Genomic DNA, 17,606 nt, shown 5'->3' with positions numbered 1-17,606 from the left:
CAGGTCGGGGCATCGGTCCGGAGACGCACCGCCGTACCGCCGGAGGTGGATCTTCGTCCGGGGTCATCCCTGCGATGTAGTCGCAGTGCACACCGTGACCGATGCCCCGGCCGGCGTGCGGCGGCGAGAATGTGGCTCGTGAGAGGCATCGTGGCGACCGGACCGCTGCCGAGGCCGGGCTGGCGGGCGCTGCTGCTCGACGCGGCGCTGGTGGCTGTGCTCGGGCTGGTGTGCTTCCAGGCCGCCACTGACGACGTCGGTGTCCCGCCCCCGCCGTTGCCGCCGCCACTGCCGCTGCCGCCGTTGGCGGTCCCGCCGGAGGTGCAGCCGGCGCCGCCCGGTTCGACTCTCGGGGCGCTGCTGCTGGTCTTCGTCATGTGCGCGCCGCTGGTGCTGCGCCGCCGGTATCCGCTCGCGGTGCTCTGGGCGACGACGGCCGCCGCGTCACTGGTCCTGGTGACCGACGGGGACCGGCAGCCGGCCCTGTTCCCGTGCGTGGTGCTGACCTGCCTCGTCGCCGTCTACAGCGCGGCGGCGCACAGCCCGTACCGGCTGCCGGTGCTGGCGTCGGTCCCGGTGGTGGCGCTGCTCGCCCTGGGCCTGCGGGAGCTGATGGTGGTCACGGTGCCCGCGGACCGTCTTCCGTTCGTCGTGCTGGCCCCGCTGGTGGCCGCCGCGGGCGGCCACCACGTGTGGCGGCGACGGGCGGGCGAGGACCGGCAACGGCTCACCGCCGAGGCCCGCGCCCACGAGCAGGCGCTGCGCGACGCGGTCGCCGGTGAGCGGGCCCGCATCGCCCGCGAACTGCACGACGTCGTGACGCATCACGTCAGCGTGATGGTCATCCAGGCCGGCGCCGCCCGGACGGTGCTCGCCGCGGCACCGGATCAGGCACGGGAGGCGCTGCTCGCCGTCGAGTCGACCGGCCGGTCCGCGCTCACCGAGCTGCGGCACGTCATGGGCCTGCTGGCCGAGTCCGAACCGGACGACCCGGAGGACCCCCAGCCCGGCATCGACGACCTGCCCGAACTGGTCGAACGCATGCGTGACGCCGGCGTGCCGGTGGGCCTGACCGTCTCGGGCGAGCGCCGGCCGGTCACCTCCGGTGTCGGGCTGACGGCCTACCGGGTGGTGCAGGAGGCGTTGACCAACATGGTCCGGCACGCGCCGGGCGCCGCCGGCACCGTCGTCGTCGAGTACGCGCCGGAGAGTCTGCGGATCGAGGTCGGCAACACCGAGCCCGGCGTACCGGCCGCGACCGGCACGACGGGCGGGCGCGGCCTGATCGGGCTGCGGGAGCGGCTCGCCGTCTACGGTGGGACGTTGCGCGCCGGCGCGCGGCCGGGCGCCGGCTACCACGTCGAGGCCCTGATCCCGTGGGAGGCGACATGACGGTACGAGTGGTGGTCGCCGACGACCAGGCGCTGGTCCGTACCGGATTCCGCATGATCCTCACGGCCGGCGGGGTGGACGTGGTGGCCGAGGCGGCGACGGGCGCGGAGGCGGTGGACGCGGTGCGCCGCACCAGGCCCGACGTGGTGCTCATGGACGTGCGCATGCCCGAGCTCGACGGTCTCGAGGCCACCCGCCGCATCCTCACCGGGGCCGTCGCGGCGCCGCGGGTCATCATCCTCACCACGTTCGACCTGGACCAGTACGTCTACGCCGCGCTCGCCGCCGGGGCGAGCGGCTTCCTGCTCAAGGACGTGACGCCGGAGCACCTGGTCGCGGCCGTACGCCTGGTCCAGGACGGGGACGCGCTGCTCGCGCCCGCGATCACCCGCCGCCTGGTGCGGCGTTTCGCCCGCCGTGACCCGCAGACGGCGGCGGTGCACCGCGACCTGGCCACGCTGACCCGGCGCGAGACGGAGGTCCTGCGCCTGCTGGCCGGCGGCCTGAGCAACGCCGAACTCGCGGACGCGCTGCACCTGTCCGAGGCGACGGTGAAGACCCACGTCGCCCGCATCCTGGCCAAACTCGGTCTGCGCGACCGGGTCCAGGCGGTGGTGGTCGCCTACGAGACGGGTCTCGTGAGTCCCGGTTCGCCGGAGGACTGACCGGTCCGGCGACGGCCGGCAACGTGCTCAGGTGATCAGCAGCGCCCCGACGACGATCAGCGGCACCGAGACGAACAGGAAGATGCCGACGCCGGTGAGCACCCGCCCGCCGCCGCCGTCCTCCCGCTCGGGCGCCAGGCCGAACGTGGACCGGGCCGGCAGCATGCCGATGCGGCTCAGCGTCAGGTCACCGGTCATCCCGATCACGGCACCGACGATCATGAACGCCACTCCCACCCGGTGCGTGAAGTCGCCGCCGCCGACGGCCACCCAGATGCCGACCGCCGCGGCGATCACCACCGCGGCGATCACGAAGAGCACCAGCGCCTCCCGCAGACCCCGCACCACCGTCGACATGTGCGCCCTCCCTCGAAGCGGACCGCCGCGACCCGTCCGGCATTGTGCCCGGTCGATGCCAGCCCGTGCCGCCCCGGCCACCGGAGAGCCGGTGCCGGCACGGCGCCCCACAACGCCCGACGGCAACCTCCCACTTGGTCCGTCGTTATGCCGCAAGGAGATACGAACGGACAGGTGGAGCTTCATGGCCGAGAACGGCATCAATCAACCCGGATCGCCCCGGTCTTCCTTCCGCGGGGACATCGAAGGGCTCCGGGCCATCGCCGTACTGCTGGTGCTGGGCGGTCACGCTGCCGGGAACCTGGTGCCGGGAGGCTTCGTCGGCGTCGATGTCTTCTTCGTGATCTCCGGATTCCTGATCACGGGACTGCTGGTCGGCGAGTTGCGCCGTACCGGGCGGATCTCGCTGACCGGGTTCTACGCCCGCCGGGCCAAGCGACTCCTGCCCGCCGCGGTCCTGGTGCTCGTCGTCAGCCTGCTGCTGGCCTACACCCTCCTTCCGCGGACCCGCTGGTCGGCGACCGGCTGGGACGTGGTGGCCAGCGCCGTCTACGGGATGAACTGGCGCCTGGCGGCGCAGGCCGTGGACTACTGGGCGGCGGATCAGGCGCCGAGCATCGTCCAGCACTTCTGGTCGCTGGCCGTGGAGGAGCAGTTCTACCTCGTCTGGCCCCTCCTGCTGCTCGTCCTGGCCCTGCCGGGCCGGCGACGCGCCGCGCGTCCCGCCCTGCTGATGGTCGGGTTCGTCCTGGTGGCGGTGCCGTCCTTCGCCTGGTCCGTGTGGCTGACCCGGTCCGACCCCGGAGCCGCCTATTTCGTCACCACCACCCGGCTGTGGGAACTCGCGCTCGGCGGAGCGCTGGCCATCGCGGGCACGGCCCTCCACCGCCTGCCTCGGGCACTGGCCGCCCCGCTCGCCTGGGCCGGTCTCGCCGCCGTCGCGGCCGGTGCCTTCGTCCTCGGCCCGGACACACCGTTCCCGGGCACCGCCGCGCTGTTGCCGACGCTCGGCACGGCGGCGGTGATCGGCTGCTCGGTGGCCGCCGGACGCGCGGGCCCGGCCGGGATGCTGGGGCTCGCCCCGTTCCGTGCCGTCGGTGCCGTCTCCTACTCCCTGTACCTGTGGCACTGGCCGCTGCTCATCGTGGCCGAGGCACGCTTCGGTGAGCTGGCCCCCGTCGCCGGGCTGGTCGTCGTGTCACTCTCCGCGATTCCGGCGGTACTGTCCTACCGTTACGTGGAGAACCCGATCCGGATGTCGAAGACCCTGCAGTGGGAACCGACCAGCGCCCTCCGGATCGGCGCGGCCTGCACCGGTGTCGCGGTAGCTGCGGGACTGTTGTTCCAGTTCACCGTCTGGCCGCCGCCGCAGGCCCCGGCCTCCACCGTGGTGTTGCCGCCACTGAGCACGGCGCAGGCCACCGCCAGTGCCGCGGCACCGGCCGGCCCGGCGGGAGCCGCCGTGCTCACCCGCGGCAAGGGCGCGGGCGCGCCGGTCGACCGGGTCGCCTCGGTGGTCCCCGACCCGCTGACCGCGCTCAAGGACGGGCCCGAGGCATGGCCGGACAAGTGCACGGCGGGATTCGACGGCGGGCAGCCGTCCCCGTGCATGTACGGCGACGCCGACTCCGCCTTCCGCGTTGCCCTGGTGGGGGACTCGCACGCGAACCAGTGGCTACCGGCCCTGCGGGGAATCGCCGACGCCAACAACTGGCGGCTCGAGTCGTACGTCCGGCAGGCGTGCCCGTTCCTGAACCGGGGCATCGCCCGGGAGAATCGGCCCCAGCCGGAGTGCCTGGACTGGAACCGGTCGGTGCTGCGGACACTCACCGGCGAGCACAAGCCCAACCTGCTGGTGGTCAGTCACACCATCTACGTGGTGCTGGAGGACGGCGAGCCGGTCGAGAACCGAGTGGTGGCCGACCGGTTCACCGAGGCGATGCGCGCCACCTGGCGGGAGGTGACAGCGGCCAAGGTGCCGGTGGCCGTCATCCGGGACACGCCGTACCAGTCGATGGACATCCCCGAGTGCATCACCGCCAACCCGCGCAAGCTGACCCGTTGTACCAGTCCCCGCGACGTCGCCCTGGCCACCGGCGCGGCGAATCCGATGCTGCGAGCGGTGGTCGACCAGCCTCGCGTGCACCTGATCGATCTAACCGACTCGATCTGTCCGACCGAGCGCTGCGCGCCGGTGATCGGCGGCGTGCTGATCTATCGGGACAGCAGCCACCTCACGGCGACTTACGTGACCACCCTGGCGCCCCGGCTCAACGACGCGCTGAGACGACTGCTCGACTGAGCCGGCACGGTTATCCGTCCCGGGGCCCGGGTACCGGGAGCCGCATGGCGGAGATGGCATCGCTCTGGATCGTCCGGCACGGCGAGAGCACGGCGAACGTCGCGGCCACGGCGGCCGAGACGTCCGGCGCCGAGCTGATCGACCTCACCCACCGCGACGCGGACGTGCCGCTGTCGGCTACCGGTGAGGAGCAGGCGCAGGCGACCGGCCGCTGGCTGGCCGGGCTGCCGGACTCGCAACGGCCGGACGTGGCGGTGGTGTCGCCGTACCTGCGGGCGGTCCGGACGGCCGAGCTGGCGCTCGACGGCACCGGGATCCCGACGAGCGTCGACGAGCGGCTGCGCGACCGGGAGCTGGGCATCCTCGACGGGCTCACCGCCCACGGCGTGACCCGGCGCTACCCGGAGGAGGCGCAGCGGCGTACCCGGCTCGGCAAGTTCTACTACCGGCCGCCCGGCGGCGAGTCCTGGACCGACGTGGCGCTGCGGCTGCGGGCGCTGCTGGGCGACCTGCGCCGCGACCACGACGGGGGCCGGGTGCTGCTGTTCGGCCACGACGCGCTGGTCTTCCTGCTGCGCTACCTGGTGGAGGGGCTCACCGAGGCGGACCTGATGGCGCTGACCCGCGAGCATGTGATCGCCAACTGCTCGGTCACCGGCTGGCACGCCGACGACTCCGGCCGGCTCGTGCCGGACGTGTTCAACGACGTCACCCACCTGCACCGCCAGGGGGCGACACCCACCAGGGAGGACGAGGTCCATGCCGAGCCGGTCTGACGTGATCACCCCCGCGCTGCTGCGGGACTGGGCGCTGCCGGTGCCCACCGGCGGCAAGGAGGCGCGCGGCACCGTGCTGGTGGTCGGCGGTTCCCGGTTCACCCCCGGCGCGGTGCTGCTGGCCGGGGTGGCCGCGCTGCGTGCCGGGGCCGGCGTGCTCCAGCTCGCCGCGGCCGAGTCGACGGCCCCGTCGCTGAGCATCCAGGTGCCCGAGGCGCTCGTGATCGGCCTGCCGGAGACCGACGACGGCGCCGTACGCGGCGACCCGGGCGACCTGCTCGGCGGGCTGGTCGCCGAGGCGGACGTGGTGGCCGTCGGCCCCGGCCTGAAGGACATCGACGCCACCGGGGAGCTGCTGCGCCTGGTCCTGGACGCGGCCGGGCGGGAGACCGCCCTGGTGCTCGACGCGTACGCGCTCGGTGCGCTCAGCCACGCGCCGGATCTGCTGGTCGGGTCCGGCCGCAAGGTGGTGCTCACGCCCAACCTGACCGAGGCCCAGCACCTGCTGGGCCGCGATCCGGGCGACGACCTGGACGCCGAAGCGGTGGAACTGGCCGGCCGGTACGACGCGGTCGTGTCGCTGTACGGGCACATCGCGACGCCGGACGGCCGGGCCTGGCGGGAGGAGAGCGGGGACGCCGGGCTGGGCACCTCGGGCAGCGGCGACGTGCGCTCCGGGCTGCTCGCGGGCCTGCTCTCCCGGGGTGCCGACCCGGCGCAGGCGGCCTGCTGGGCGGCGTTCGCGCACGCGGTGAGCGGGCAGCGGCTGGTCCCCCGGTACGGGCGGATCGGCTTCCTCGCCCGGGAGCTGCTGGACGAGATCCCCTACACGATCGCCACCGTCTGACGATCGACTTCACGGGCGCGCGGGACGTGTAACACCCGGGGGCGCGGCGGCGCTGGTCCGGGCGAGGCCGGTACTTCGCCGTGCCTCCGCCCGGACCGCAGCCCGTTCAGGGGTGCGGTCCACCCGCACGAACCCCTGGGAGTCTGTGTGAACAATCTCCGTCGCAAGACACTCGCCGCGGCGTCCGCGGTGACGCTCGGCGCCGGGCTCGCCCTCACCGGCGGCATGGCGCCGGCCGCGGCCGCCGGACCGGAGACCTCGTATCTGGTGCTCGCCCCGCAGGGCAACGGCACCGCCAAGGCCGCCGCCCGGGTGGCGGCCGCCGACGGCACCGTGGTGGCGGCGTACGACAAGATCGGCGTGCTGGTCGTGCGCTCGTCCGCCCCGGACTTCGTCACCCGGGTGGCGGGCGCCGGCGTCGAGTCGGTCGCCTCCACCGCCGGCCTGGGCACCGCCCTGGACGAGGGCGAGACGGTCGAGGTGCCGGCCGCCGCCGTCGCCGCGGCCACCGGCGACCCGACCGCCGAGCCGCTCTACAACCTTCAGTGGGACATGGACCAGATCCGCGTCCCGCAGGCGCACGCGGTGACCGGCGGCAGCCCGTCGGTCGTGGTGGGTGTGCTGGACAGCGGCATCTCCAGCAGCCACCCGGACCTGGCGACCCAGATCGCCAGGGACAAGAGCGCCTCCTGCGTCGGCGGTGTCCCGAACACCGCCGAGGCCTCGTGGAACCCCACCACCAGCGACCACGGCACCCACGTGGCGGGCACCATCGCCGCCGCCGTCAACGGCGCCGGGGTCACCGGCGTCGCGCCGGGTGTGAAGGTCGCCGCCGTCAAGGTGGTCAACGACGACGGCTACATCTTCCCGGAGGCCGCGGTCTGCGGGTTCATGTGGGCCGCCGAGCACGGCTTCCAGCTCACCAACAACAGCTACTACATCGACCCGTGGCAGCTGAACTGCCGCAACGACGCCCGCCAGCGCCCGGTGTGGAAGGCCGTGCAGCGGGCCCTGCGCTACTCGCAGTCCCAGGGCGTGCTGCACGTCTCGTCGGCCGGCAACTCGAACTGGGACCTGGCCCACAAGATCACCGACACCGGCAGCCCGAACAACGGCACGCCGGAGGACCGCGAGAACCTCACCAACGCCTGCCTGGTCCTACCGGCCGAGGCGCCGGGCGTGGTGACGGTCGCCGCGGTCGGCCCGACCGGTGAGAAGAGCTACTACTCCTCGTACGGCCAGGGCGTGATCGACGTGACCGCGCCGGGTGGCGACACCCGGTTCCGGACCCGGGGCGCGGTCTCGACGTCCGCCGACGGCATCCTGTCCACCACCTTCAACACCGCCACCCGCACCAACGGGTGGGGCTACAAGCAGGGCACCTCGATGTCCAGCCCGCACGCCACCGGCGTCGCGGCGCTGGCGCTGTCCGCGCACCCGGGCATGAACCCCGGCCAGCTGGCCTCGTTCCTGGAGCGTACGGCGGTGGCGAAGTCCTGCCCGTCGGGCGTCTACAACCCGGTGCCGCTGATCCCGGCGGGCCCGAACGCGTACGACGCGACCTGCTCCGGCGGGAACCGCAACGGGTTCTACGGCGCCGGCGTCGTGGACGCGTACAACGCGGTGAAGTAACCCAGACGCGCGTGGACCGGGCCCGGCGATCACGCTGGGCCCGGTCTGTTTGTCCTGGTCGGGCACCGGGTAGGGGGGCACCGTCAGCCGACTTAGGAGGTAACCGGTGTCCACCGACGCGATCGTCCTGCTCAAGGAGGACCACAAGGAGATCCGCCGCCTGTTCAAGGCCTTCCAGGAGGCCGAGGAGGGGCCGGCGAACAAGCGCGGGAAGATCGTCGGGCAGATCCTCGAAGCTCTGACGGTGCACACCTACCTGGAGAACGAGGTGATGTACCCGGAGGTCCGCAAGCTGGTGCCCGACGTCGAGGACGACATCCTGGAGTCGTACGAGGAGCACCACGTCGCGGACGTGCTCTGCTTCGAGCTGTTCACCATGGACGCCGACGACGAGCGCTTCAACGCCAAGACGACGGTGCTGATCGAGAACGTGCTGCACCACGTCGAGGAGGAGGAGCAGGAGTGGTTCCCGAAGGTGCGCGAGGCGCTCGGCCGTAACCAGCTCCAGGAGATCGGCCAGCGGATGCTCGACCTGCGGCCGAAGGCGCCCAAGACGCCGACCGCCCCGAAGGCGCTGAAGAAGTCGCTGGACGCCGTGGTCGCCTGACACCGGGCCCGGAACGCGAGCGGGACCGCCCCTTTCCTTCGGGGCGGTCCCGCTCGCGTCGGTGCTCAGTCGCCCGAGCCGGGCTCGGCCATCTTCCGGTGCTGCTCGGCCTTCAGCCGATCCGGAACGATCTTGCCGGCGGCCACCTGGATCTTGTTGACCAGCGAGCCGGCGGCGACCTTGTGCTCCCCCTTCATCAGCGCCTCGAACGCGTCCTCGGCCACCTTGCGGGGGTCGTCCTTGCGCCCCTGGCCGACCCGGGTGTCCTCCATGTCGGCCCGGTCGAAGAACTCGGTGTCGGTCGGGCCGGGCATCAGCGAGGTCACCGTGACGCCGCTGTCCTTCAACTCGTTGCGCACCCCCTCGGCGAAGGACTGCACGAACGACTTCGAGGCGTTGTAGACCGCCTGGTACGCCCCGGGCATGGTGGCGGCGATGGACGAGGTGAACAGCACCCGCCCGGCACCCCGGCGGACCATGTCCGGCAGCAGCAGCTTGGCCAGGTGCACGGTCGAGCGGACGTTCAGGTCGATCACTGTCAGCTCGTCGGCCAGGTCGGTGCCGCCGACGAAGTCCCCGCCCGCGCCACGCCCGGCGTTGAGCGCCAGCGCGTCGACCGGGCGGCCCAGGCCGGTCACCTCCCCGGCCAGCCGCCGTACGCCCTCGGGCGTGGCCAGGTCCACCTGGACCGGGTACACCTCCGGGCCGCCGTCGCGCCGCAGGTCGCCCGCCGCGCGCTCGATCGCCGCGTCCTCGGCGGCGACCACCACGTCGTACCCGTGCTCGGCGAACTGGACCGCCAGCTCGTACCCGATGCCGCTGGACGCGCCGGTCACCACGGCGAGCGGCCGTCCGGTGCTCGGTGTGGTCATGGTCGTGCCTCCTCTCCCCCGGGCCGGGTCGGGGCCGGCCTCCCCCACGGTGTGCCCCGGGACGGGCGGCCCAACCCCGCAGGTCCCGGCCGGGCCGGTAGGATCGGCACGGGCCGTGACTGGCGCGTGGAGATGGAGCACCATCGGGGAGCGGCCTCGTCATGAGGACGCATGCCGAGCGCCTGGGCCTTCCGCACGTCACCTGGAGGTCGCATGTCGCGCAACGCCGAGTCCACCGCCTTCCGCAGCGCGTTGGAGGTCGTCCGCGGCGTCGAGCCGCGCGTGGCCGACGCCATCGCCGCGGAACTGGCCGACCAGCGCGAGTCGCTCAAGCTCATCGCCAGCGAGAACTACGCCTCCCCCGCGACGCTGCTGGCCATGGGCAACTGGTTCAGCGACAAGTACGCCGAGGGCACCGTCGGGCGCCGGTTCTACGCCGGCTGCCAGAACGTCGACACCGTCGAGGCGCTCGCCGCCGAGCACGCCCGGGAGCTGTTCGGCGCGTCCCACGCGTACGTGCAGCCGCACTCCGGCATCGACGCCAACCTGGTCGCGTTCTGGGCGATCCTGGCCGACCGGGTCGAGTCCCCCGCGCTGCGCAAGGCGCAGGCGCGGCAGGTCAACGACCTCACCGAGGCCGACTGGTTCGCGCTGCGCCGCGAGCTGGGCAACCAGCGGATGCTCGGCATGTCGCTGGACGCCGGCGGGCACCTCACCCACGGTTTCCGGCCGAACATCTCCGGCAAGATGTTCGACCAGCGCAGCTACGGCACCGACCCGGCCACCGGCCTGATCGACTACGACCGGGTGGCCGAGGCGGCCCGCGAGTTCAAGCCGCTGATCCTGGTCGCCGGTTACTCCGCGTACCCGCGGAAGGTCAACTTCCGGATCATGCGGGAGATCGCCGACTCGGTCGGCGCCACGTTCATGGTCGACATGGCGCACTTCGCCGGGCTGGTCGCCGGCAAGGTGTTCACCGGCGACTTCGACCCGGTGCCGCACGCGCACATCGTCACCACGACCACGCACAAGTCGCTGCGGGGCCCGCGCGGCGGCATGGTGCTCTGCGGCCCGGAGCTGGCCGACCAGGTCGACCGGGGCTGCCCGATGGTGCTCGGCGGGCCGCTGCCGCACGTGATGGCCGCCAAGGCGGTCGCGCTGGCCGAGGCGCGCCGCCCCGACTTCGCCGACTACGCCCAGCGGATCGTGGACAACGCGCAGGCACTCGCCGACGGGCTGCTGCGCCGGGGCGCCACGCTGGTCACCGGCGGCACCGACAACCACCTGGTGCTCATCGACGTGTCCGGGTACGGCCTGACCGGCCGGCAGGCCGAGCAGGCGCTGCTGGACTCGGGCATCGTCACCAACCGCAACTCGGTGCCGCAGGACCCGAACGGCGCCTGGTACACCTCGGGCATCCGCATCGGCACCCCGGCGCTGACCACCCGAGGGCTCGGCGCCGCCGAGATGGACGCCACCGCCGAGCTGATCCACACCGTGCTCAGCCAGACCACGCCGGGCACCGGCCCGGACGGCGCGCCGTCGAAGGCGAAGTACGTGCTGGACCCGGCCGTCGCCGAGTCCGTCGGCAAGCAGGCCGCCGACCTGCTCACGCCGTTCCCGCTCTACCCCGCCGTGGACCTGGGCTGACAGTCGTGACAGCGGCGCCCCGGGAGATCGTTCTCCCGGGGCGCCGGCGGTCACGGGGTCAGCGCAGCGGGCGCTTCAGGTGGTAGCGGTGGACCTCGGTGCTGCCCTGCACGTTGTTCACGTCCTCGGCGGCGGAGACCAGCTCCCACCCCTCCCGGCCGACCCGGTTGAGGTGCGCGATCGCGGTGTCGCCGTACGCGGTCACGTCGGTGCGTGACCCGTCCGGGCCGTACCACACGAACGAGACGTGGAAATTGCGACCCTGACCCTGATACCGACGAACGAGCAACGCGTACTCCCAGGCAACCATTCGTCCATTATCAACAGAGCGACGGCGTCAGGAAACACGCGCTGTGGCGGAACCCTGACACTCCGGCGTCACGCCACTCGGCATGGTGTCCGTGACCAGCGCGGCCAGCCGGTCCAGACCCAGATCGATGGACTCCGGTGTGACAGCGCTCACCGACAACCGCAGCGCGTTCACCGGTGTGCCCGCGTCGTAGAAGTGCGCCATCGGGGTCCAGAGCACGCCGTACTCGCGGGCCGAGCGGTGCAGCAGCGCGTCGTCGACGGCGAACGGCACGCTCACCACCACGAAGAACCCGCCCGCCGGGACGGTCCAGGAGACCGGCCCGCCGGCCGGGAAGCGCCGGGCCAGGCCGTCGACCAGGTGGCGCAGGTTGCGGGCGTACGCGGCCCGCTCCCTGGTGTTCGCGGCCACCAGCGAGCAGTCGTGCGCGAGCAGCGCGCCGCCGATCACCGCCTGGCTGATCGGCGACGTGTTCACGGTGACCATGCTCTTGATCTTCGCGAGGTGGTCGGCGAACGGGACCGCGGTGCCGTCGGCCTCCCCCACCCGCTGGTCGGCCACCACGTAGCCGACCCGGGCGCCCGGCAGCACGGTCTTGGCGAACGAGCCGAGGTAGACCACCCGGCGGGCGGTGTCCAGCGCCTTCAGCGTGGGCCGCCGCGCGGTGCCGTCGGCCGGGAACAGGCCGTACGGGTTGTCCTCGATCAGCAGCAGGTCCTCCTCGGCGGCCAGGTCCAGCAACCGCCGCCGCTGTGCGGTGTCCATGCTGACGCCGGACGGGTTGGCGAAGTCGGGCATCACGTAGCAGCCGCGGGGCCGCAGCCCCTCCGCCCGGGCCCGGCGCAGCCCGGCGCGCAGGTCGTCCAGGTCGACGCCGTCGGGCCCGCCGGCCACCGGGCGTACCGGCAGGTCGACCAGGCGGGCCGCGCCGGTGAGCCCGACGTAGGTGGGCGCCACCGCGAACAGCACGTCGGCCGGGCCGGCCCGCAGCGCGCGCAGCACCAGGAACATCGCCTCCTGGCAGCCGACTGTCACCACAATCGACTCCGGGTCGACGGTGAGGCCCTCGTCCACGGCGAGGTGCCGGGCGATCAGGTGGTGCACGACGCCCTTGGTGCGGCCGTACTGCAACAGCGTCCGGTCCACACCGGCCCGGTCCAGCCCGACCTCCTCGGCGAGGTGGCGGCGGAAGCGGTCCAGGTGCGTGTGCAGCAGCGCCGAGTCGAAGAACTCCTCGTACGGCCGCCCGGCCGCCAGCGACACCGCGTCCGGGTAGTGCTGCGCCACCTCGTTGAGGAAGTTCATCGAGTTCAGCGCCGGGTCGCCGACGCTGCCGTGCAGCGCCGTGACGGCCAGGTCGACGGGCTCCACGTCAGCCTCCGATCCGGGTACGCAGCCGCCGGGCCGAGGCCGGGTCGGGGCAGCCGCTGAGGATGAGGGCGTCGCGCAGTTCCGCCGCGAGCAGCGCCAGCGCCGCCTCGGCGCCGGCCCGGCCGCCCGCCGCGAGCGCCCAGAGCAGCGGCCGGCCCAGCAGCACGCCGTCCGCGCCGAGCGCCAGCGCGCGCAGCACGTCGACGCCGCTGCGGACGCCGCTGTCCAGCAGCACCGCGCACCGCCCGTCGACCGCGCCGACCACCTCGGGCAGCATGGCCGCGCTGGCCGGGGCCGCGTCGAGCTGGCGTCCGCCGTGGTTGGAGACCACCACGGCGTCGACGCCGGCGTCCGCCGCGCGGACCGCGTCGCGCGGGTCCAGGATGCCCTTGACCAGCAACGGCACCCGGGTACGCTCGCGCAGCCACTCCAGGTCCGCCCAGCTCAGCGCCGGGGCGAACACCGCGCCGGTGTGCACCGCCACCGCCGAGACGCCCGGGGTGCCCTGGTGCGCCAGGTCGTCCCGGCCGCCGGGCAGGTTCGCGGCGGTGACGTGCGGCGGCAGCGCGAACCCGTTACGGGCGTCGCGCAGACGCCGCCCGAGCACCGGCACGTCCACAGTCACCATCACCGCCGCGCAGCCGGCCGCCTCCGCCCGGTCGAGCAGGTCGGCCACCAGTGCCCGGTCGCGCAGCCAGTAGAGCTGGAACCACACCGTCGCGCCGGTCGCCGCGATCTCCTCGATCGGCGTGCTGGACAGCGTGCTCGCCACGTAGGGCACGCCCGCCGCGCGAGCCGCCGCCGCGAGCGCCGGCTCGCCGTCGGGGTGCAGCAGCCGCTGGTACGCCATCGGCGCCACGGCCACCGGCAACGCGGCCCGGCCGCCGGGCAGCGCCGCCCCGGTGGACGGGTCGTCCACCCCGGCCAGCATCCGGGGCAGCACCGCCACCCGGTCCAGCGCGGCCCGGTTCGCGGCCAGCGCGGTCTCGGTGCCGCTGCCCCCGTCGACGAAGTCCCACACGTCGGCCGGGAGGACCGCCCGGGCCGGCGCGGCGAACTCGGCCAGGCTGGCCGGCGGCACGAACCCGTCCGCCACGTCAGCCATGGTCGGCACCCTCCGCCGCCCGGGCGGGCGCCGGGTCGAGCCCGAACGCGCGGCGCAGGAAGGCCGCGGCCCGCTCCTGGGCCTGGCGGCCCGCGTCGAACACGCCGGGCATCGCGAAGAACCCGTGCACCATCCCCGGGTAGTGGGCCGTCTCGGTGGGCACGCCCGCCTCACGCAGCCGGGACGCGTACCGCTCGCCCTCGGCGCACAGCGGGTCGTACCCGGCGGTGACCACGAGCGCCGGAGGCAGGCCGGACAGGTCCTCGGCGAGCAGCGGCGACGCGAGCGGGTGGGCCGCGTCGCCGGGATCGGCCAGGTAGTGGCCGCGGTACCACCCCACCGAGTGCCTGTTGAACAGCATCGGGTCCTCGTCGTCGCCGGGCCGGTGCCCGGGCCGCTGGTCGGTGTTCGGGTAGACCAGCAGCTGGGCGGCGAGCCGGGGACCGCCGTCGGCGCGCGCCAGCAGCGTGACCGCGGCGGCCAGGTTCCCGCCCGCGCTGTCGCCGCCCACCGCCAGCCGGTCCGGGTCCACGCGGAACTCGGCGGCGTGCGCGGCGAGGTGCCGCAGCGCGGCGTGGCAGTCCTCCACCGCCGCCGGGAACGGATGTTCCGGGGCGAGCCGGTAGCCGACCGTCACGGTCTGGGCGCCGGTGAGGTTGACCAGCCGGCGGCAGATCCCGTCGGCCGTGTCGACACTGCCGAGCGTCCAACCGCCACCGAAGAAGTAGACGAGCGTGGGCAGCGGCCCGTCGCCGTCCGGCCGGTGGATCCGCACCGGCAGCGGCCCGCCCGGGCCGGGCACCGTCGTGTCGCGTACCTCGGAGACCGGCTCGACCGCGCCGGAGCCGGCGCGGATCGCGGCGAGGTCGGCGGCGCGGGCCTCGGCGAGGGTCTGCGTGTAGAGCGGCACGGTGCCGGCGGCGGCCCGCGCGGCCCGCCACGCGACCACCTGCGGATCGAGTGTCATCCGGCCTCCCCGGTGGTGACGAAGAGTTTGTCGATACCGCGCAGGAACAGGCTCCCGCTGTACGAGTAGGGCTGGGTGACGGCGAGCCGGGGGAAACGCGCGAACAGGCGCGGCAGCGCCAGGCGGCCCTCCAGCCGGGACACCGCCGACCCGAGACAGAAGTGCAGCCCGACACCGAAGGCCAGCGACGGCGGGCCGTCGCGGCGCGGGTCGAAGCGGTCCGGGTCGGGGAACCGGGCCGGGTCGCGGTTCGCGGCGGCGATCAGCAGCAGCACGTTGTCGTCGCGGTCGACCGGGACGCCGCCGAGGTCGACGCCGGCCGGGGCGGAGCGGGCCAGGAAGTGCACCGGGCTCTCCATCCGCAGCACCTCCTCCACGCAGCCGCGGGCCAGCTCGTCGTCGCCGGGCAGCGCGGCGGTCACGTCCGGGTGGTCCAGCAGCAGCGGCAGGCCGTTGCTGAACATGTAGACGGTGGTGACGAAGCTGGCGTTGAACAGCACGATCAGGTTGCTGATCAACTCTTCCTCGGTGAGGTCGACGCCGCCCGCGTCGAGCACCTCGACCAGCCCGCTGATCAGGTCGTGGCCGGGCGTGCGGCGCCGGTGGGCGATCAGGTCCCGGTAGTAGACACGCAGCTCCTCGGCGGCCTGGTTGGCCCGGGCCAGCCGCTCCGGCGTCTTGCCGGACACGTCCATGTACTCGTCGATCCAGTCGACCCGCTGCCGGTACCAGGACAGGTCGGCCGCGGGCAGGCCGATGAACTCGGCCATCACCAGCGCCGGGACCGGGTACGCGAAGTCGGCCACGAAGTCCACCTCGTGACCGTCCGCACCCACCTCGGCCATGTGGTCCAGGCGTTCGGCGACGATCCGCTCGATCACCGGCTCCAGCGCGCCGAGGCGGCGCGGGGTGAACGTCCGGGCGAACACCGCACGCATCCGGGTGTGGTCCGGCGGGTTGACGAACATCATCGAGGTGAGGAACGTGCGCAGGATCTCCTGCTCCTCCCAGCCGGGCGGGAAGCCCTTGTACCAGCCGGGGTCGCGCAGGATCTGGTCCACGATGTCGTACCCGCCGGCCACCGCGCTCACGGTGCTGTGCTCGGCACGGGCCGGTACGGCGTTGATCGGCCCGTGCTCGTGCAGGGCCGCGTAGAAGGGATACGGGTTCTGCCGGCCCTGCTCGCTGTAGAGCCCGGTCAGGATCTCGCTGACGTCCACTGTCTCTTCCTCCCCAGGAAACGGCGGCGGGGGCGGCGTCGTGTCGACCGCCGCCCCCGCCCGGTGTCACAGTCCGAGCAGCTTCAGTGGCACGGCGTTCGCCATGGCCGCAGCGCCCGTGTCGTTCGGGTGGATGTGGTCACCCGAGTCGTACGCCGGCAGCAGCCGGCTCGGCTGGGCCGGATCGCGCATCACCGCGTCGAAGTCGACGACGCCGTCGAACTCGGCCCGCCCCGGCCCGCGCAGCCAGGTGTTGACGGCCTGCCGGGTGGCGTCCTTCTCCGGCGTCCACACACCCGGGCCGCCGTTGCCCTCGTACGGCATGAGCGTGCCGGCGATGCTGGTCAGGCCGCGCGCCTGGACCTGCCGGTTGAGCTGGCGCAGCGAGGCGATGATCGCCTCCGGGCTATCGCCGTTCATCCAGATGTCGTTGATGCCCAGGTGGGTGATGACGGTACGCACCCCGGTCTGCGGGAACACGTCCTCGTTGAGCCGGGCCAGCGCGTTCGGGCCCAGCTCGTAGTAGCCGGGGAACCCGCCCGCGCCGGGCTCGGTGCCCTCGTGGTTGAGCCGGTTGCCGGCCAGGCTGAGGTTGAGGACACCCGGCGTACGCGGCTCCGGGCGGGCGTCGATCAGCCGCTCGGCCAGGAAGTCCGGCCAACGGCGGTCGGCGTTGACGGTGCTGCCGTTGCCGTCGCCGATGGAGTCGCCCAGCACCACCACCGAACCGGGCGTGACCTTGCGCTCCACGTCGATGCCGGACAGGAACATCCAGCAGCAGTTGGGCCGGATGGTGAAGCCCGCGCCGTCGGCCGCCGAGGTGAGGTCGGTGGCGCCGATGAAGTTGGTGACCTTGGACTGGCCGTGGAACGTCACCGGTCCGGTGAGCACCGGGAAGTACAGGGTGACCACCAGGTCCTCCTGCTCGGCCACCGGGAAGGCCACCGGGTCGCTGAGCAGCTCGGCGCCCTTGTTGATGGTCGCCGACCCGGCGCCGGAGAACGTCAGCTGGCGGACGCTCGCCGGGACGATGTCGGACAGGTCGTCGGGGGTGGCGGTGTTCGGCCGGGCGATCGTGGCGCGGCCGACCTGGACGGCCTGCTGGCCGTACAGGTTGGTCAGTCGCACCCGCAGGCGCGGCCCGCCGACCGAGGTCTGCACGGTCATCCGGATGCTCTGGTTGTTCAGGCCGGTCTCGGTCAGGCCCACGTTGTTCCCGCGGGTCACCGCCGCGGCCCAGGTTCCGGCCCACTCGGCGCGCCCGTGCCCGGCGCGGTCGTTCCCGGTCGGGCCGGCGCTCGCGGTGACCGCCGGGGTGGCGGCGATCAGCAGCGTTACGGCGGAAGCTATGACGTGCCATCTCTTCGGGGTCGGCATCGATCCTCCATGGTCGGCAGCCCCGGGCGTGACGCGGTCGGCGGCACCGGCCCGGGCGATGGACCGGAAACTAGCTTCCGGCCGTGACGAGCGTCAATCAACCTGATCGACATGATCAAATGCCCGGGGGACGTGACGCAGCGACGATCGGCTCTG

At 73.4% G+C, this 17,606-nt stretch carries 16 protein-coding genes and 1 riboswitch; of the genes, 8 read left to right on the top strand and 8 right to left on the bottom strand.

Features of this window, described 5'->3' with window-relative positions; genetic code table 11:
• Positions 1 to 129 precede the first annotated feature (129 nt).
• Both ACN27C_RS22745 and ACN27C_RS22740 read left to right on the top strand, forming a co-directional pair.
• Positions 130 to 1,392, top strand: a complete 1,263-nt coding sequence (locus tag ACN27C_RS22745; protein ID WP_422748005.1) for a sensor histidine kinase — start codon at positions 130 to 132, stop codon at positions 1,390 to 1,392.
• Positions 1,389 to 2,057, top strand: a complete 669-nt coding sequence (locus ACN27C_RS22740) for a response regulator (RefSeq protein ID WP_120569655.1) — start codon at positions 1,389 to 1,391, stop codon at positions 2,055 to 2,057. The genes ACN27C_RS22745 and ACN27C_RS22740 overlap by 4 nt, the downstream gene beginning before the upstream one ends.
• 27 nt (positions 2,058 to 2,084) lie before the next feature.
• On the opposite strand, the gene ACN27C_RS22735 is transcribed toward ACN27C_RS22740, so the two are convergent.
• Positions 2,085 to 2,414 carry a hypothetical protein gene (locus ACN27C_RS22735; RefSeq protein ID WP_091043629.1) on the bottom strand — a complete coding sequence of 110 codons (330 nt, stop codon included), beginning with the start codon at positions 2,412 to 2,414 and terminating at the stop codon, positions 2,085 to 2,087.
• A 184-nt stretch (positions 2,415 to 2,598) separates the two neighbouring features.
• Between ACN27C_RS22735 and ACN27C_RS22730 the strand changes: the two genes are divergently transcribed.
• The 5 genes from ACN27C_RS22730 (at position 2,599) to ACN27C_RS22710 (ending at position 8,578) form a co-directional block, all read left to right on the top strand.
• Positions 2,599 to 4,716, top strand: coding sequence for an acyltransferase family protein (locus ACN27C_RS22730; RefSeq protein WP_422748001.1), 2,118 nt, complete (start codon positions 2,599 to 2,601; stop codon positions 4,714 to 4,716).
• Between the two features lie 44 nt (positions 4,717 to 4,760).
• Positions 4,761 to 5,492, top strand: a complete 732-nt coding sequence (locus ACN27C_RS22725; RefSeq protein WP_422747999.1) for a histidine phosphatase family protein — start codon at positions 4,761 to 4,763, stop codon at positions 5,490 to 5,492.
• A complete protein-coding gene (locus ACN27C_RS22720; RefSeq protein ID WP_151500215.1) occupies positions 5,476 to 6,339 on the top strand; it encodes an NAD(P)H-hydrate dehydratase in 864 nt (287 codons plus the stop codon). Before ACN27C_RS22725 ends, ACN27C_RS22720 begins: the two co-directional genes overlap by 17 nt.
• 147 nt (positions 6,340 to 6,486) lie before the next feature.
• Positions 6,487 to 7,971 carry a S8 family peptidase gene (locus ACN27C_RS22715; protein WP_252449164.1) on the top strand — a complete coding sequence of 495 codons (1,485 nt, stop codon included), beginning with the start codon at positions 6,487 to 6,489 and terminating at the stop codon, positions 7,969 to 7,971.
• A gap of 106 nt (positions 7,972 to 8,077) precedes the next feature.
• Positions 8,078 to 8,578, top strand: coding sequence for a hemerythrin domain-containing protein (locus ACN27C_RS22710; RefSeq protein ID WP_422747996.1), 501 nt, complete (start codon positions 8,078 to 8,080; stop codon positions 8,576 to 8,578).
• Positions 8,579 to 8,643: 65 nt separating this feature from the next.
• Here the strand turns inward: ACN27C_RS22710 and ACN27C_RS22705 are convergent, their stop codons facing one another.
• Entirely contained in the window at positions 8,644 to 9,450 is an 807-nt protein-coding gene (locus tag ACN27C_RS22705; protein ID WP_252449165.1) for an SDR family NAD(P)-dependent oxidoreductase, read from the bottom strand.
• A gap of 105 nt (positions 9,451 to 9,555) precedes the next feature.
• A riboswitch (ZMP/ZTP riboswitch) is annotated at positions 9,556 to 9,645 on the top strand.
• An 18-nt stretch (positions 9,646 to 9,663) separates the two neighbouring features.
• Here ACN27C_RS22705 and ACN27C_RS22700 point away from each other — a divergent pair.
• Positions 9,664 to 11,100, top strand: coding sequence for a glycine hydroxymethyltransferase (locus tag ACN27C_RS22700; protein WP_013286616.1), 1,437 nt, complete (start codon positions 9,664 to 9,666; stop codon positions 11,098 to 11,100).
• Between the two features lie 58 nt (positions 11,101 to 11,158).
• On the opposite strand, the gene ACN27C_RS22695 is transcribed toward ACN27C_RS22700, so the two are convergent.
• The 6 genes from ACN27C_RS22695 to ACN27C_RS22670 form a co-directional block, all read right to left on the bottom strand.
• Positions 11,159 to 11,410 carry a hypothetical protein gene (locus ACN27C_RS22695; protein WP_013286617.1) on the bottom strand — a complete coding sequence of 84 codons (252 nt, stop codon included), beginning with the start codon at positions 11,408 to 11,410 and terminating at the stop codon, positions 11,159 to 11,161.
• A 27-nt stretch (positions 11,411 to 11,437) separates the two neighbouring features.
• Complete coding sequence (locus ACN27C_RS22690) at positions 11,438 to 12,781, bottom strand: PLP-dependent aminotransferase family protein (RefSeq protein WP_357894817.1); 1,344 nt, start codon at positions 12,779 to 12,781, stop codon at positions 11,438 to 11,440.
• A gap of 1 nt (position 12,782) precedes the next feature.
• On the bottom strand, positions 12,783 to 13,886 hold the full coding sequence (locus ACN27C_RS22685) for an alpha-hydroxy acid oxidase (RefSeq protein WP_422747991.1): 1,104 nt from the start codon (positions 13,884 to 13,886) through the stop codon (positions 12,783 to 12,785).
• The gene (locus ACN27C_RS22680) at positions 13,879 to 14,853 is read right to left on the bottom strand and encodes an alpha/beta hydrolase (RefSeq protein ID WP_422747989.1); all 975 of its coding nucleotides are present in this window, start codon (positions 14,851 to 14,853) and stop codon (positions 13,879 to 13,881) included. The genes ACN27C_RS22685 and ACN27C_RS22680 overlap by 8 nt, the downstream gene beginning before the upstream one ends.
• The gene (locus ACN27C_RS22675) at positions 14,850 to 16,073 is read right to left on the bottom strand and encodes a cytochrome P450 (protein ID WP_422747987.1); all 1,224 of its coding nucleotides are present in this window, start codon (positions 16,071 to 16,073) and stop codon (positions 14,850 to 14,852) included. Before ACN27C_RS22675 ends, ACN27C_RS22680 begins: the two co-directional genes overlap by 4 nt.
• A gap of 66 nt (positions 16,074 to 16,139) precedes the next feature.
• Entirely contained in the window at positions 16,140 to 17,450 is a 1,311-nt protein-coding gene (locus tag ACN27C_RS22670; protein ID WP_091417807.1) for an SGNH/GDSL hydrolase family protein, read from the bottom strand.
• Positions 17,451 to 17,606 lie beyond the last annotated feature (156 nt).

The sequence above is a fragment of the Micromonospora sp. WMMD1219 genome (assembly GCF_049315215.1).
Taxonomy (GTDB): Bacteria; Actinomycetota; Actinomycetes; order Mycobacteriales; family Micromonosporaceae; genus Micromonospora; species Micromonospora tulbaghiae.
The sequence above is the reverse complement of the archived record's forward strand: the minus strand, read 5'-3'. Positions and strand labels throughout refer to the sequence as shown.

Bases quoted from the DNA above. Each gene is read 5' to 3' on its own strand.
- ACN27C_RS22745 (WP_422748005.1), top strand. From the start codon at position 130: ATGTGGCTCGTGAGAGGCATCGTGGCGACCGGACCGCTGCCGAGGCCG.
- ACN27C_RS22740 (WP_120569655.1), top strand. From the start codon at position 1,389: ATGACGGTACGAGTGGTGGTCGCCGACGACCAGGCGCTGGTCCGTACC.
- ACN27C_RS22735 (WP_091043629.1), bottom strand. From the start codon at position 2,414: ATGTCGACGGTGGTGCGGGGTCTGCGGGAGGCGCTGGTGCTCTTCGTG.
- ACN27C_RS22730 (WP_422748001.1), top strand. From the start codon at position 2,599: ATGGCCGAGAACGGCATCAATCAACCCGGATCGCCCCGGTCTTCCTTC.
- ACN27C_RS22725 (WP_422747999.1), top strand. From the start codon at position 4,761: ATGGCGGAGATGGCATCGCTCTGGATCGTCCGGCACGGCGAGAGCACG.
- ACN27C_RS22720 (WP_151500215.1), top strand. From the start codon at position 5,476: ATGCCGAGCCGGTCTGACGTGATCACCCCCGCGCTGCTGCGGGACTGG.
- ACN27C_RS22705 (WP_252449165.1), bottom strand. From the start codon at position 9,450: ATGACCACACCGAGCACCGGACGGCCGCTCGCCGTGGTGACCGGCGCG.
- ACN27C_RS22700 (WP_013286616.1), top strand. From the start codon at position 9,664: ATGTCGCGCAACGCCGAGTCCACCGCCTTCCGCAGCGCGTTGGAGGTC.
- ACN27C_RS22695 (WP_013286617.1), bottom strand. From the start codon at position 11,410: ATGGTTGCCTGGGAGTACGCGTTGCTCGTTCGTCGGTATCAGGGTCAG.
- ACN27C_RS22685 (WP_422747991.1), bottom strand. From the start codon at position 13,886: ATGGCTGACGTGGCGGACGGGTTCGTGCCGCCGGCCAGCCTGGCCGAG.
- ACN27C_RS22680 (WP_422747989.1), bottom strand. From the start codon at position 14,853: ATGACACTCGATCCGCAGGTGGTCGCGTGGCGGGCCGCGCGGGCCGCC.
- ACN27C_RS22670 (WP_091417807.1), bottom strand. From the start codon at position 17,450: ATGCCGACCCCGAAGAGATGGCACGTCATAGCTTCCGCCGTAACGCTG.